Below are 15,577 nucleotides of genomic sequence, written 5' to 3' on the forward strand. Positions count from 1 at the left end.
GATTTGTGAGTAATCTTTCGCTTCACCGCCGTAAGTTTTTGCACAGATCGTTGCAATCGCAGCAGTTAAAGTAGTTTTACCATGGTCAACGTGACCGATTGTGCCCACGTTCACGTGTGGCTTATTACGTTCAAACTTAGCCTTAGCCATTTGATTTTCCTTTTTAAACTACTCATGCAGGATCACTGCATGAGCAACTGGTTATTAACTAAAAAATTAGTTTGGGCTTATAGTAATCGAAAGATTACTCGTCGTCACCTTTTTTACCGCCAGATTGGAATTTAGCGATAATGCCTTCAGCCACGTTACGTGGAGTTTCAGCGTATTTAGCAAATTCCATTGAGTAAGTCGCACGACCTTGAGACATAGAACGCATTTGAGTCGCGTAACCAAACATCTCAGCAAGTGGAACTTCAGCTTTAATTGCTTTAGTACCGCCAGGAAGATCGTCCATACCTTGAACCATACCACGACGACGGTTTAAGTCACCCATGATATCGCCCATGTAGTCTTCTGGAGTTTCTACTTCAACTTTCATGATAGGCTCAAGAAGAACAGGATCTGCTTTCATGAAACCGTCACGGAATGCGTAAGAACCCGCCATTTTGAACGATAATTCGTCAGAGTCGACATCGTGGTAAGAACCGTCAAATAATGTCGCTTTGATACCCACAACAGGGTAACCAGCCAAGACACCATTCTTCATACGTTCTTGAATACCTTTGTCAACCGCACCAAAGAATTCTTTAGGTACAGTACCACCTACAACTTCTTCAGCGAATTCGTATTCTTTACCAGCTTCATCAACATCCATAGGTTCTAAACGAACATATACATGACCGAATTTACCTTTACCACCAGTTTGACGAACGAATTTACCTTCTTGCTCAACAGTCTTTTTGATTGTTTCGCGGTAAGCAACCATTGGTTTACCAATGTTCGCTTCAACACCGAATTCACGCTTCATACGGTCAACGATGATGTCAAGGTGAAGCTCACCCATACCAGCAATAATCGTTTGACCAGATTCTTCATCTGTACGAACGCGGAATGATGGATCTTCCTTAGCCAAACGACCTAAAGCGATAGACATTTTTTCTTGGTCAGCTTTAGTTTTTGGTTCAACAGCCAATGAAATTACTGGCTCTGGGAATTCCATACGCTCAAGAGTAATGATGTTTTTCTCATCACAAAGTGTATCACCCGTTGTAACGTCTTTAAGACCTACACACGCTGCGATGTCACCTGCGCGGATTTCATCAAGATCTTGACGCTCGTTCGCGTGCATTTGCACGATACGACCGATACGCTCACGCTTAGACTTAACTGGGTTATAAACTGGGTCACCTTGTTTAAGAACACCAGAGTAAACACGTACGAAAGTCAAGTTACCTACGAATTTGTCGTTCATAATTTTGAACGCTAACGCAGAGAACGGAGCTTCGTCTGATGCTTCACGAGATGCTTTAGTTTCAGCTTTGTCGTCAAGAACACCTTCAATCGCTTTAACTTCTGTAGGAGAAGGTAAGAATTGAATTACTGCGTCCAACATACGTTGAACACCTTTGTTTTTGAACGCAGAACCGCAAAGCATTACTTGAATTTCAGATGCTAATGTACGAGCACGTAAACCAGCGATGATGTCTTCTTTAGAAAGATCACCTTCTTCTAGGTACTTGTCCATTAACTCTTCAGAAGCTTCAGCAGCAGCTTCAACCATGTTGGTACGCCATTCGTTAGAAGTATCAACTAGGTCAGCAGGGATTTCGCCATACTCGAATTTCATACCTTGAGACGCTTCGTCCCAGATAATCGCTTTCATTTCGATAAGGTCAACAACACCTGCAAACGTATCTTCTGCACCGATTGGCACAACGATAGGTACAGGATTACCACCTAGACGAGTTTTAACTTGCTCAACTGCACGGAAGAAGTTTGCACCAGTACGGTCCATCTTGTTCACGAATGCTAAACGAGGCACTTTATATTTGTTCGCCTGACGCCATACGGTTTCAGACTGAGGTTGTACACCACCAACTGCACAGTAAACCATGCACGCACCGTCAAGAACACGCATAGAACGCTCAACTTCAATTGTGAAGTCAACGTGTCCCGGTGTATCAATTACGTTAATACGGTGTTGTTCGAATTGGTTAGCCATACCAGACCAGAAACAAGTCGTAGCAGCAGAAGTAATGGTAATACCACGTTCTTGCTCTTGTTCCATCCAGTCCATTGTTGCTGCACCATCATGTACTTCACCAATTTTGTGAGATACACCTGTGTAGAACAAAATACGTTCAGTGGTAGTTGTTTTACCTGCGTCAATGTGCGCAGAGATACCAATGTTACGGTAACGAGAAATTGGGGTTTGACGAGCCATGATTTCTTGCATTCCTAAATTTTGTTGTTTAAAACAGGACGCTTTAAGCTGGCGAACAGCTTAAAGCGATTCGATGACAATTTAGCGTAAGCCAGCTTGTCACCCTCCTGAATAGGGGCTGTTTTAGTCGCTTAGAAGCGGTAGTGTGAGAATGCTTTGTTGGCTTCAGCCATACGATGCACGTCATCACGCTTTTTAACCGCTGCGCCTTTACCTTCAGCTGCATCAAGCAACTCACCAGCAAGACGTAAAGCCATAGTTTTTTCAGAACGCTTAGCAGCAGCATCTACTAACCAACGCATAGCCAAGGCAGTACGACGGGATGGGCGCACTTCCATAGGTACTTGATAAGTAGCACCACCAACACGGCGTGCTTTTACTTCGACCATAGGACGAACTTTTTCAAGAGTAGTCTCGAAAAATTCAACTGGGTCTACTTTGTTTTTTTCTTGAACGCGGTCTAAAGCACCGTAAACGATACTTTCAGCAATAGATTTTTTACCATCTTGCATTACGTGGTTCATGAATTTAGCGATTGTTTGGCTACTGAACTTCGGATCCGGAAGGATTTCACGAGCAGCAACTACGCGACGTCTTGGCATTTTAAACTACCTATATATATGACACTTCAGGTTAATCCAGCAGTAGTACAAAGTGTCATGTACTTTCGCTGGCCTTACTACACGTCGCTTGAATTTCACAATTTTAAATGCAGAAATCAGACAAGCGAGACGATAAAGGATTGCGGTTTCTTAGTGTCTTAAGAAATTATTTCTTAGGACGCTTAGTACCGTATTTAGAACGTGACTGGTTACGATCTTTAACGCCAGCACAGTCTAAAGAACCACGAACGGTATGGTAACGTACACCTGGTAAGTCTTTAACACGACCACCACGGATAAGAACAACACTGTGCTCTTGTAGGTTATGGCCTTCACCACCGATGTAGCTAGAAACTTCAAAACCAGAAGTTAAGCGAACACGGCAAACTTTACGCATTGCTGAGTTAGGTTTTTTAGGTGTAGTTGTGTAAACACGTGTACAAACACCACGACGTTGTGGACAAGCCTTCAACGCAGGAACTTTTGATTTTTCAACCAAAGTCGTACGACCCTTGCGGATCAACTGATTTGTTGTTGCCATATGGCAATTCTCCCGTTAATAAAAAGCCCCAAAAAATACTACTTTTTGAGGGCATGCAATTGTAAGTCAAGATGCAAAAATGGTCAACACAAGCAAGGCACCAATCCATCAGCCTTGCTGCTTTTCTTGCTATTTTTTGAGCACTTTTGAAGGTTTACTCTTCGGTTGGAGAGATTGGCTTTTTTGTAACCCTTTTTGTTGAGGGCTTACGAGGGCGTTTTGCCGTAACCACAGGCTCGGCCAATGGATTCTCAATTTGTTCTGCTACACCATCAACCACGACTTCTTGCGTATTAGCACTCAAAGCTGGTTGTTGTGCTTGTACCTCGCTGTGCGGTGCAACCAAATCATGCGCCAACTTTTCTAAACCTTGCTCAATGTGCTGCTGTTGCACTGTCTCATCGACTGGTGTTTTGCTGCTTTTTTTCTGCACTCGGACTTTGGCAATATTTTTATGATTTTCTGGTGTGACATCTGTGCCTTCATTGAGCGCGATCGCTTCGACTAAACTCGGTTGCACAGTTTCAGTCAATAATTTGGGCGCAGCCTGAGCCAATAAAGCCAATGATCGCTCATAAGCCGCGACCACTGAAAGCTCGACGTCTTTATGCTGTTGAATGTATTGACGTGCCTGAGCAAAAACCACTTGGGCTTTTTGATTGACATCTTCGATCAGTTTCCAATTATATACCGCACTTAAAGTGGCACCAGCTACAGGGGTGAGTTTACTCAAGAACGCATAATCGGGAACTTTATTCAGCCAAGCCCATTTAAAGTCACCTTGTTCGTTATGCAGCCATTTTTTCAGCATCTCGATATCGTTACTGGAACCCAGCAAATGTTGTAGCTGACCAAGATCATGCGTTTGCAACATTTGTGAAACGGCTTTCAGTGCCATTAATAGTGTCTGCTTTTCAGCAATCAGCCCCAAATCAATTTGTTTAAAAATAAACTGAACTATATCTTGCTCGGTTTCTTTGTTCAGCTCGAAACCGTAAGAACGCCCTACTTGATAAATCGTTCTTAAGGCCAGTATAAGCGACAGTGGAATATCAACACTGGCACCCAGAGTTCCAGTTGCGCCAGTCAGCATACCTTGCAAAGAGGCAATCCATTTATTCTGTTCTGCCAGCGCTTGGCTAATCCGCTTGGAACGGTCAACATCCTGAGTTAAGGTTTCTAGGTCTTTGACCCCAGCTTGATCGAGAACATAGTCAACAGAACTCAGCTCTGAACTGAATGCATTCAATCGCTCAAAAAAGTAGTCGCTAATTTTATCGGTATATTGCGGTGCTAAAAAATTCGCCACATTATTCACTTTGGAATAGTGTCGACCTAAAAGTTGGCGAGAAACTTGCGGAAAGTGTTCACGTAAAATTTGTTGAGCATCTTGATATTTTTTGGTCTCGAAAGCCGATTTTGAATGTGCTTTTCCTTCAATAAAAGCTGTATTTCCCGCACCTTGCGGATAGGCAGCCACAGAGCCTGGTGCAACATGTTGCAAAACATCAATTCCTGTTTGGCTGAGCTTTTTAGCCACCCCAAAGGCGTTTGAGAGGAATCCGGTTGATTGTTTATTATTAGCTTCTGTCATTCTAGACCCTTCTTGTTCAATTCTTTCATTTCTCGCTAAATACTAGGTATAGTCTAAGTTTATCTCAACATCAAACTGTTTCTTTTAGTTAAGAACTTTGCACAAATTGAGTTTTTTCTACTGTTCCAAATACGCATCATATTTGCCATAAGAATTCAAAAATCTTTCTGCTATCATGATTGCAAATCAACATATGAAGACTTGTAGCATAAAGGCTCTCCCCTGACTGCATACGGTTAAACAAAATATCACCATATAAGGGATCTGTAGATGAAACGTGTTGTTATTACTGGTATGGGCATCAACTCATGTATCGGTAACACTTTAGAAGATGTCACTCATTCATTGCAAAACGGGATTTCTGGAACACGTTTTAACCCGACTTATGCTGAACTTAACTTCAAAAGTCACATCAGTGCCGCAGCAGAACAAGATTTTGACCACATCGACCGTAAATTAAAACGCTTTATGGGTGTGTGTGCGATGTATGCTTACAATGCTGCCGTGGCTGCGGTAGAAAATGCAGGTTTAACTGCAGAACAAATTGGCGGCAATCCACGTTACGGTATTGCGGGCGGTTCAGGTGGCGGTTCAACAGCGTCTGTCATTGAAATGAAAGAATTACTCGACACTAAAGGTGCGCGTAAAGTAGGTCCTTTCTTCGTACCACGTAACATGTCGAACACGATTACGGCTAACGTGGGTGTTGCCTTCAAAATGCAAGGTGTTGCACACACGATTACCAGCGCATGTGCGACTTCTGCTGATGCGATTGGTTATGCTTACAATCTCATCCAATTAGGTAAACAAGACTTGATGCTTGCGGGTGGTGGTGAAGAAGATCACTGGTCACAAAGCTTATTGTTTGATGCGATGGGTGCACTTTGCTCGAAGTACAATGACACACCAGAAACAGCATCTCGCCCATATTCTGCAGACCGTGACGGTTTCGTGATTGCTGGCGGTGGCGGTTTCGTGGTACTTGAATCGCTTGAACATGCGCAAGCACGTGGTGCCAACATTTTGGCTGAAGTTGTTGCTTATGCAGCGAACAGTGACGGTGCAGACATGGTTGCACCATCTGGTGAAGGTGCAACACGTTGTGTTCTTATGGCACTTGAAGAAGCAAAACAACATGGCGTAGACAAGATTGACTATGTCAACACCCACGGTACGTCTACCCCTGCTGGTGACGTGACTGAATTGTTGGCAATGGAACGTGCGTTCGGTGAAGGTCAAGTTCCGCCACTCAGCTCAACTAAATCTATGACTGGTCATAGTTTGGGTGCTGCAGGCGTACAAGAAGCAATTTACTCTGTATTGATGATGCAAAATGACTTTATTGCACCAAACATCAACGTAACTGAACTGGATGAAGGCGCAAAACCTTTTGACATCGTACTTGAAAAACGCGATACAAAATTGAATACTGTGATGAGTAACAGTTTCGGTTTTGGCGGTGTAAATGCTTGCCTCATTTTCAAAAAATGGGAAGGCTAATTTAAGAAATCTTGATCATTCATTGCCACTGCAGTGAATGATCAACTTTCCACACTGCCCTTAATAGGGTGAATTGATGGATGCTCCTTCTGATGCTTTCCTTTGGATAAAAGCATTACATATCATTGCAGTTGTATGTTGGTTCGCTGCGCTCTTCTACCTCCCTCGCTTATATGTTTACCATGCCATGAGTGATGATGCCGTCAGTCATCAGCGCTTTGAAGTCATGGAACGTAAGTTGTACCGCGGCATTATGTGGCCATCTATGATCGCTACGCTGATCACGGCGCATTTCTTGGTGGATTGGGGCGATGCAACCCGCCACTACCATGAAGCCTTATGGTTTTATCTCAAAGTCGGTTTAGTGGGATTATTGGTGATTTACCATTTGATTTGTGGTTACTACCGTAAAAAATTGATTGGCAATGCTCACTATAAATCGCATAAGTTCTGGCGCTTCTTTAATGAAATGCCAACCCTGATTCTATTTGCCGTGGTGATTTTGGTGGTGGTGAAACCCCATTTTTAAGCCCGAACAAAAACCTCCGTCAGGAGGTTTTTTATTGTCGAGGCTTCATCAAGAAATTATCAACTGCATAGTTCCAGATCATTCCACTGTACGCGCTCGGCCATTTTTTTAAGCGAGCATAGACAGCATGTATCAGCATTAAATTGATATGCTAAGTTACTCGGCGCAGTGCCAAGCATGTTTTCCTATTTGCTAACGAAAGCTTTTAGTCATCCGGTACATCTATATCCCTCTAAATCAATCATGAATTTTGAGCATAAAAAAACCCACCCGAAGGTGAGTTTTCATCAATCAATTAAACTGCTTAGCTTAACCAATCACTTCATTATTGCTTTGCGCATTCAGTTTTTTCACGCGTGGTAAGTACAGTACGCGATAGGTAATGGCCAAGATGATTAACCAGAGTGGACTAATAATTAAGGCACGCAAAGTATCAGGTTCTAAACTTAAGATGATTAAAGTAAAGAATAAGAACACCAAGACTACGTATGACATCCATACCCCACCCGGCATTTTAAACTTGGATTTGGCATGCAATTCAGGGCGTAGCTTACGGTAGCGTAAATAGCACACCATAATGAGACCCCAGATACTGATAAACAGAATCACACACAATGAACTGGCCAAAGTGAAGGCTTCTACTGTGTTCGGTACGAAATACTGGAGTGCAGCACCCGCCATAATGAAGATACAGGAGAACAATAAACCTTTGGCTGGCACAGCGCGGCTCGATAATTCAGCCAAAGCTTTCGGTGCCTGACCACCTTTCGATAAGCCATACAACATACGACTGGTCGAAAACACGCCGCTGTTCATCGAGGACATCACTGAAGAGAGCACCACCAAGTTCATAATGATGGCAGAAGTTGGAATACCAGCATGCAAGAATAAGCTCACAAATGGGCTTTGATCCGCAGGAATTTCATTCCATGGCGTAACCGACATTACAATAAACAAAGCCAACACATAGAACAAAATAATACGGGTTGGAATCGCATTGACAGCCTTCGGTAAGTTCTTTTCAGGATCTTTGGCTTCAGCCGCCATCGTACCAATCAGTTCCACACCAACAAAGGCAAAGAGTGCAATCTGGAAGCCGGCCAAGAAGCCACTGGTTCCTTTCGGGAACATGCCATTGGCCCAAACATTACTAAAGCTGGCCACCGAACCTTGCGGTGCTTGGAAATGACTGAGAACCATATAGCCACCAATCACAATCAGCCCCAAAATGGCTAAAATTTTGATTAAGGCAAACCAGAATTCAATTTCACCAAACAGCTTAACCGTTAACAAGTTCAGTCCGAGTACAAACAGTACACAGCCCACACTAATTAAAGCCTGCCCTATCGGGGTAAATGCCATATCGGGCGGCAACCAGAAATTGAGATAATTGATAATGGCCGCAAGGTCAGCAATACCGACCAAGACCCAGCCGAGCCAATACGACCAGCCGATATAATAGCCAGCAGCAGGACCAATCAGGTCGTGCGCCATATCAATAAACGATTTGTAATGCAGATTTGAAAGTAGAATTTCGCCCAATGCACGCATTAGAAAGAAAAACATACCGCCAATAATCATATAGATAATTAAAATTGAAGGTCCAGCGAGGGAGATTGTTTTCCCGGAACCCATAAATAAGCCTGTACCAATTGCTCCACCAATGGCTATCAATTGTAAATGACGATTGGAGAGCTTGCGTTGCAACTCATGGGTTGACTGTTCTGCTTGTGGCTGACGCGTCGTGGTCATAACTCAACATCCTTTTTTAATTCCTTTATATGGCTTAACTTTATCTCGCTCCTCACGAGCAATAATCGCTGAGATAAAGCCAAGCCTTCGTCCTTGTCAGTACACTCTAAACCGTCTTGGTTTATCTGATGACTGCACTGACCTTCGGTACGTTCCTCCGTCCGTAGATTAGGGTGTTACTTCTGTGCAGCAACAACTGCAATTTCAATCAACCATTTTGGATTGACCAAATCTGCTTGAATGGTGGCACGGGCTGGTGTGGCATAGCCATCAAGCCAATCAATCCAGATTTCATTGACGACTGAAAAATCAGCTAAATCTTTTAAAAAGAGTTGGGCAGACAAAATACGGCTTTTATCGCTATTGGCTTGTGCCAACAATTCATCAATCGTATTTAAAACATCTTGAGTTTGCGCTGTGATATCCGAATCAGGGTTTTTAGGAACTTGACCCGACAAATACACCACGTTATTAAAAATGGTCACAGCACTCATCACTGGTGTCGTGTTAAAGCGCTGAATATCTTGTTGTGACATGGTTAAAATTCCTTATTCCTGAATTGAAAAATTGACACGTGCAGTGACGCCGCACATCAGTTCATATCCGACTGTTCCAGAAGTTGCAGCCACCTCATCAATTGGCAAGACAGCCCCCGAGCTAGACTGCCCCCAGAGCACCACTTCACTGCCAATTTGTGCCTCTGGAATCGGGTCAAGGTCAACCGCGAGCATGTCCATGCTGACTCGACCTAAGGTGCGAGTACGAATCGAGTTCACCAATACTGGTGTGCCTGTCGGTGAAATCCGTTGATAGCCATCGGCATAGCCACAGGCCACAATACCCACGCGAATGGGGCGATCGGCGACAAAACTTGAGCCATAACCAATGCTGTCATCCGGATTTAACTGTTGGATGGCAATGATTTCGCTACGTAAACTCATGCTTGGTTGCAGATTCCAGTCTTGAATGCTATGGCTTGGAAAATCTGGCGAACTGCCATAAAGCATAATGCCGCTACGCGCATAGTCCGATCGCAACTGGGTGGAATATCTTAAAATTGCAGCACTGTTGCTGATTGAACACGGTGCTGGATATTGTTCTAGAATTTGTTGAAATACTTGATGCTGGTAATCAATCCCCGCCTGCCCCTGACGCTCGCCATCGGCATCGGAGAAATGCATCATATGCACCAGCTCATGGACTGAGCTCAAGCTTTTCAGTTGTTGCCAAGCCTGCACATAACGTTCTGGGGTGAAGCCTAAACGATTCATCCCGTTGTTCATTTTGAGGAACACTTTAAATTGTGCTGCGACTGGAAATTGCTGTAACCATTGAATTTGCAGTTCATTGTGTACGGTAAAATTCAATTGATACTGCGCACAATCATACAAATCCTGAGGCGAAAAAATACCTTCCAGCAACAGGATTTCTCCTGTCCAGCCCAAAGCGCGAATGCGTTTTGCTTCTTCAAGATCCAGCAAAGCAAAGCCGTCGGCCGATTTAAAGGCCTGATACACGCGTTCAATGCCATGCCCATAGGCATTGGCTTTGACCACAGCAAAGACTTGACTGTCTGGCATTGCGACACGCGCAATCGCCAGATTATGTTTGAGTGCGGATTGATGAATCACCGCGGTAATTGGACGTGGCATAACCCTTCTTCCCTAAAATTCAAACAACTCCCTGAATTCAGGAATTATGCTGCGCTTAAATAACGCTCAATGGATAGACCATCAATGCTGATGTCTGGTTTATGGTTCATCACCAAGTCACTGATCAACTTGCCTGAACCACATGCCATGGTCCAACCTAAGGTACCGTGTCCTGTATTCAAGAACAGATTTTTGAAGCGTGTCGCCCCAATAATTGGCGTGCTGTCTGGTGTCATTGGGCGTAAGCCTGTCCAGAACGTTGCATTCGGTAAGTCACCGCCTGGGAATAGATCTTTTGTGACCATTTCCAAAGTACCACGACGGTCATCATTGAGTTTCAAGTTGAAACCACTTAACTCTGCCATACCACCTACGCGAATACGTTGGTCAAAACGGGTAATCGCAATTTTGTAAGTTTCATCCAGTACCGTTGATTGTGGTGCAAATGCAGGGTCCACAATTGGCACTGTCAATGAATAACCTTTGACTGGATAAACCGGTAAATTCAATTCCAGTGGTTTTAAGAAATCACGTGAATAGCTACCAAATGCCAACACATAACGGTCTGCAGTCAGCACCTTACCATTCACCACCACACCTTTAATTTCATCGCCTTCAACCACTAAACGCTCAACGTTTTGGTTGAAAAGAAAGTTCACCCCATTAGCTTTGGCAATTTCAGCCAGTGCATTGGTAAACTTGTAGCAATCGCCTGTTTCATCATTTGGCAAATGTAAACCACCGACCAATTTATCTTTGGCAAAACCGAGTGCAGGTTCTACACGAGCCAAGTCATCTTTCAATAACAACTCATGCGGCACGCCACACTCTTTTAATACTTGAATATCACGTTGTACCGCTTCTAATTGCGCTTCATTACGGAATACCTGTAATGTGCCCTTAGAGCGGTTTTCGTAGCTGATGCCCGTGTCTTTACGCAATTCGCGTAAACAATCACGGCTATATTCTGCTACGCGAGTCATACGTTCTTTATTGATAGAATAGCTTTGTGCATTACAGTTTTTCAGCATTTGTGCCATCCACTGTAACTGCCACATGCTGCCATCCATATTGATTGCCAAGGGTGCATGATGTTGGAACATCCACTTCACGGCTTTAAACGGAATGCCGGGTGCAGCCCAAGGCGTCGAATAGCCTGGTGAGATTTGCCCTGCATTACCAAAACTTGTTTCTTCTGCTGGACCAGTTTGACGATCCAATACAGTGACTTCCGCTCCCTGCTGCGCAAGATAATATGCACTTGCTACACCAATTACACCACTACCTAAAACGATTACGCGCATTTCCTTTCTCTCACTGCACCGCCAGTTTATTTAACTAGTATATTTCCACATCAATAGTGAATTTGACTGATTTAACGGGTATAGTTAAGAGATATTCATGCCATTTTCACTAAATAAAGGCTAAAAACAGAGAAAAACTTATGCGCAAATTAGACCGTGTAGATCGCCTGATTTTGGATATTCTGCAAATGGAAGGCCGGATTGCAATTAGTGAATTGGCTTCACGGGTCAATTTATCCACCACGCCTTGCTCGGAACGGGTCAAGCGACTGGAGCGCGATGGCATCATTACCGGCTATCATGCACGGCTGAATCCTGCGCTGGTCGACCGAAATTTACTGGTGTTTTTAGAGATAAAACTCTCTGCCAAATCTGGCGATGTCTTTGACCAAGTGGCGCGTGATTTGGTCGAAATTCCTGAGGTGCTAGAATGCCATCTCATTTCAGGTGAGTTTGATTATCTGGTCAAAGCTCGACTCAAAGAAATGAGTGCTTACCGCAGACTATTGGGGGATTTGTTGAAAAAACTGCCCTCATCCGCCTCTTCTCACAGCTACATTGTGATGGAAGAAATTAAAGAAACCTTATATTTAGATATGCGTTAAGACTTAAGTGTACTGCACAAGCTTTTTTAAATGCATATATTGAATCCTATTCATCTTCATTATCCGCAATTGGAATTTCTGCATCATGTTCAATAAACTCATGTCGAGCCTCGGCTTACAAGGTATTCAGGTCGATACCCGCTTACACAATCCCCAGCTACAAGCAGGTCAGGTTTTAAATGGCGAAGTGATTTTTAAAGGAGCTGCGTCGAATAAAACCATCAATGGTATTTACTTAAAATTAATGACCACTGCCGAAGTCGAAGCGAATGATTCGGAATACAATACCAGTTTAAGCATTGCCGAGTGGCATATTAGTGGTGCTTTTGAATTACAAGCCAACCAGTCCCACACCTTTCCTTTTTCAATTCAGCTACCTTTTGAAACCCCATTGACTGATTTGGCTTGCCAGCATAATAAAACCCGCGTCTGGCTACATACCCATTTGGATGTAGATTGGGGACTGGATGCCACCGATAAGGACTTTTTACAGATTGCCCCGACACCGACCATGCACGCCTTTATTCAAGCCATGCAAGACTGTGGTTTACACTTAGTTTCGGCAGATGTCGAAAAGGGGCAATTACGAGGTAACGGCTTTTACTCGACCCTTGGCTGCTACCAAGAATTAGAGTTTAAACCAGCACAGTTTTTTAGTGGTATTAATGAAGTTGAAGTTTCTTTTGTTGCGGAACAACATCAGACTCACGTGCTGCTAGAAGTTGACCGTAAATTTAGAGGCGATGGTTTTAAAAGTCTGAGCATTCCGCATCAACATGCCAATCCCGCAGTTTTAGCCAATGAAATTCGCCGTTTGTTAGGCTTATAAACGCGCATAGCCCCCCATTTGGATTTCACAAAATGGGGGGCTAATTCATCCATCACATGCCAATGAAATCAGTTGCAACAAATCAGCAAAACGCTGAATGCGTGCCTTGGGTTGTGCCTGATCCAGTTCTTCGGAAGAACCATAACCATATTCGACGGCAATCGTCTCTATGCCATTGCTGCGTGCGCCAAAAATATCATGTTCACGGTCACCGACCATTAAACATTCTTCTGGTTTAAGCTGCTCTTTTTCTAAAATATAGGCAATCAACTCGCCTTTATTGGTGCGTTCACCGTTCAGTTCACTGCCATAAGGATAGTCAAAATATTGCAAAAGCTCAAAATGATCTAAAATTTGACGGGCATAAACTTCGGGTTTTGCTGTGGCTAAAAACAAGCGATAACCTTTGCTTTTTAAGGCGTCTAAGGTCTGTGCCACATCATCAAACACATGGTTTTCAAACAAGCCTGTTACTGCAAAGCGTTCGCGATACCCCAATAAAGCTTGATCTGCCAAGACATCATTGCTTTCTACATTGAGCAACTTTGCTAGCGATGCTTTTAACGGCGGCCCAATAATCCAGTCAATATTTTCCGACTCTGGAATAGGATGTCCAACTTTTGCCAAACCATAACGTGCAGAAGTGGTAATCCCCACTTTGGGATCTGTCAGCGTTCCATCTAAATCAATTAAAATATTCTTAATCACAACCCGACCCTAAACCCAATAAATTACGCTCGAGACTTCGCTCAAAGTTGCCTATACTATCGCAAATTTAATGTATTAAGGAAATGTACATGCGCCCTACTGTACTTTGCTTTTCGGGTTTAGACCCTTCTGGCGGTGCTGGTTTACAAGCGGATATTGAAGCGATTGGTCAAAGTGGTGCGCATGCCGCAATTGCATGTACTGCGCTGACCATTCAAAACTCACAGCAAGTCTTTGGCTTTGAAGCAACCTCCAAAGAATTACTCTTGGCGCAAGCGCATGCCGTGGTTGGCGATTTACCAATTCAGTGCGTGAAGTCTGGCATGCTCGGCACCACGGACAATATTGCTGCACTGGCAGAATTTCTGCGTGAACATCCAGAATATCGCTATGTGCTTGACCCAGTTTTGGTGGCTAATAGCGGTGGCTCATTGGGCGATCAGGCCACGCTGGTCAAAGCCTTTGTCGAGTTAATTCCACTGGCCACCATTATTACCCCGAATACGGTTGAACTGCGTGCTTTAACTGGTGAGCAAGACTTAGATGCTGCCACGCAAAAACTGTTTGCCATGGGGGCAAAAGCGGTTTTGGTCAAAGGTGGACATGAAGACACGGCGGACTATATTCGCAATGCTTTATACATTGATGGTGAGTTTGTTACTGAAAGCCATTGCCCGCGTTTAGCTGGTGAATACCACGGTTCAGGTTGCTCACTTGCCAGCTTTATTGCAGGACGTCTCGCCATGGGTGATGAGCTGAAAATTGCGGTACAACATGCGGAAACATGGTTATTTGGCGTATTAAAGCAGGCTGAAACACCCGTACCGAATGGACAGAAAATTCCAAAACGTTTCTAAATCAGACAATCCCCCACTCTGGTGCAACGCCCAGTGGGGGCATTTTTATTCACTGCGATAAGTCTTTAAATTTTCCACATGCTGTCGATTGGTTTTCCACGACTTTTCTAGCACTTCCTTTTCAATCCGCAATTGAATCCGCTTTAGCTTCATGGGTGGAATAACCAGTGCGGTAAAGCTCTTGATATAATCCGTCCATGCCGCGCCACGAAACACATTCTCAGGCATCTGTGTTTTAAATTCACAATCGGGCATAAAGACCACCACCGAATGAATCAGAGCAGGATCGACAATATCCGCTAAAACTTGTTCCAAAACTTTCTGATGCTTATAGTTTTGATGTAAGGGATTTTGAAATTTATAACTCTTTTTATAAATTTTTTGTGTCCAGATTTTTTGCCGCTCACTGCCAAAAATCCAGCCTTTATAGTTTTTGGTTTCAATCACAAAGACACCAAATGGGCTTAACAGAATATGGTCAATTTGCGTGGTCTGATTCTGCTCGTCTGGTAAGGTACAATCGTTCAGTAAAATATACTGCTCTTTGTCTAAATACAGTTTGACATGCGCACTGACAGCAAACTCACCCATTTTCCCTTTTAAAAATGGTTTAAATGCCTTAAATACAGCAACCACAATAAACAACAATAAAATCCACCAAAATGTGGACAGTAGCGGAGTGAAAATCTGTGAAATCATTTTTGAGTTAAAATTATAATGA

Annotated in this window: 16 protein-coding genes; 5 read left to right on the top strand and 11 right to left on the bottom strand. The window is 43.5% G+C overall.

Translation table 11 applies throughout. The annotated features are described in order from the left end of the window. From ACX17N_RS15475 to ACX17N_RS15495, 5 genes are all read right to left on the bottom strand, one after another. On the bottom strand, positions 1 to 150 hold a 150-nt coding region (locus ACX17N_RS15475; RefSeq protein ID WP_227614499.1), incomplete at its 3' end, for a GTP-binding protein. Between the two features lie 94 nt (positions 151 to 244). Beyond that, entirely contained in the window at positions 245 to 2,383 is a 2,139-nt protein-coding gene (fusA, locus tag ACX17N_RS15480) for an elongation factor G (RefSeq protein ID WP_458893461.1), read from the bottom strand. Positions 2,384 to 2,514: 131 nt separating this feature from the next. After that, the gene (gene rpsG / locus ACX17N_RS15485; protein ID WP_004694929.1) at positions 2,515 to 2,985 is read right to left on the bottom strand and encodes a 30S ribosomal protein S7; all 471 of its coding nucleotides are present in this window, start codon (positions 2,983 to 2,985) and stop codon (positions 2,515 to 2,517) included. Between the two features lie 166 nt (positions 2,986 to 3,151). Continuing rightward, positions 3,152 to 3,526 (bottom strand): 30S ribosomal protein S12, encoded by a 375-nt coding sequence (rpsL, locus tag ACX17N_RS15490; protein ID WP_002050319.1) that lies wholly within the window; start codon positions 3,524 to 3,526, stop codon positions 3,152 to 3,154. A gap of 154 nt (positions 3,527 to 3,680) precedes the next feature. Then, complete coding sequence (locus tag ACX17N_RS15495) at positions 3,681 to 5,120, bottom strand: EcsC family protein (protein ID WP_458893462.1); 1,440 nt, start codon at positions 5,118 to 5,120, stop codon at positions 3,681 to 3,683. A 270-nt stretch (positions 5,121 to 5,390) separates the two neighbouring features. On the opposite strand from ACX17N_RS15495, the gene ACX17N_RS15500 reads away from it, so the two are divergent. Together ACX17N_RS15500 and ACX17N_RS15505 are read left to right on the top strand one after the other, a co-directional pair. Next, complete coding sequence (locus ACX17N_RS15500) at positions 5,391 to 6,620, top strand: beta-ketoacyl synthase N-terminal-like domain-containing protein (protein ID WP_100242959.1); 1,230 nt, start codon at positions 5,391 to 5,393, stop codon at positions 6,618 to 6,620. A 76-nt stretch (positions 6,621 to 6,696) separates the two neighbouring features. Beyond that, positions 6,697 to 7,149 carry a CopD family protein gene (locus ACX17N_RS15505; RefSeq protein WP_458893463.1) on the top strand — a complete coding sequence of 151 codons (453 nt, stop codon included), beginning with the start codon at positions 6,697 to 6,699 and terminating at the stop codon, positions 7,147 to 7,149. A 309-nt stretch (positions 7,150 to 7,458) separates the two neighbouring features. Here ACX17N_RS15505 and ACX17N_RS15510 read toward each other — a convergent pair whose 3' ends face one another. From ACX17N_RS15510 to ACX17N_RS15525, 4 genes are all read right to left on the bottom strand, one after another. After that, positions 7,459 to 8,901: an amino acid permease gene (locus ACX17N_RS15510; protein WP_458893464.1), complete on the bottom strand. Its 1,443-nt coding sequence runs from the start codon at positions 8,899 to 8,901 to the stop codon at positions 7,459 to 7,461. Between the two features lie 176 nt (positions 8,902 to 9,077). Continuing rightward, positions 9,078 to 9,437, bottom strand: a complete 360-nt coding sequence (locus ACX17N_RS15515; RefSeq protein ID WP_458893465.1) for a RidA family protein — start codon at positions 9,435 to 9,437, stop codon at positions 9,078 to 9,080. A 12-nt stretch (positions 9,438 to 9,449) separates the two neighbouring features. Further along, positions 9,450 to 10,553, bottom strand: coding sequence for an alanine racemase (gene alr / locus ACX17N_RS15520; protein WP_458893466.1), 1,104 nt, complete (start codon positions 10,551 to 10,553; stop codon positions 9,450 to 9,452). A gap of 44 nt (positions 10,554 to 10,597) precedes the next feature. Then, the gene (locus ACX17N_RS15525; RefSeq protein ID WP_458893467.1) at positions 10,598 to 11,857 is read right to left on the bottom strand and encodes a D-amino acid dehydrogenase; all 1,260 of its coding nucleotides are present in this window, start codon (positions 11,855 to 11,857) and stop codon (positions 10,598 to 10,600) included. Positions 11,858 to 11,997: 140 nt separating this feature from the next. Between ACX17N_RS15525 and ACX17N_RS15530 the strand changes: the two genes are divergently transcribed. Further along, positions 11,998 to 12,462: an Lrp/AsnC ligand binding domain-containing protein gene (locus ACX17N_RS15530; protein WP_100242952.1), complete on the top strand. Its 465-nt coding sequence runs from the start codon at positions 11,998 to 12,000 to the stop codon at positions 12,460 to 12,462. An 85-nt stretch (positions 12,463 to 12,547) separates the two neighbouring features. After that, a complete protein-coding gene (locus tag ACX17N_RS15535) occupies positions 12,548 to 13,291 on the top strand; it encodes a sporulation protein (protein ID WP_458893468.1) in 744 nt (247 codons plus the stop codon). Positions 13,292 to 13,336: 45 nt separating this feature from the next. Here ACX17N_RS15535 and ACX17N_RS15540 read toward each other — a convergent pair whose 3' ends face one another. Next, complete coding sequence (locus ACX17N_RS15540; protein ID WP_458893469.1) at positions 13,337 to 13,999, bottom strand: HAD-IA family hydrolase; 663 nt, start codon at positions 13,997 to 13,999, stop codon at positions 13,337 to 13,339. A gap of 89 nt (positions 14,000 to 14,088) precedes the next feature. On the opposite strand from ACX17N_RS15540, the gene ACX17N_RS15545 reads away from it, so the two are divergent. Then, a complete protein-coding gene (locus ACX17N_RS15545; protein WP_458893470.1) occupies positions 14,089 to 14,856 on the top strand; it encodes a hydroxymethylpyrimidine/phosphomethylpyrimidine kinase in 768 nt (255 codons plus the stop codon). Between the two features lie 45 nt (positions 14,857 to 14,901). Here ACX17N_RS15545 and ACX17N_RS15550 read toward each other — a convergent pair whose 3' ends face one another. Next, a complete protein-coding gene (locus tag ACX17N_RS15550) occupies positions 14,902 to 15,555 on the bottom strand; it encodes a nuclease-related domain-containing protein (protein WP_458893471.1) in 654 nt (217 codons plus the stop codon). Positions 15,556 to 15,577 lie beyond the last annotated feature (22 nt).

This window comes from Acinetobacter sp. GXMZU3951 (assembly GCF_054457875.1).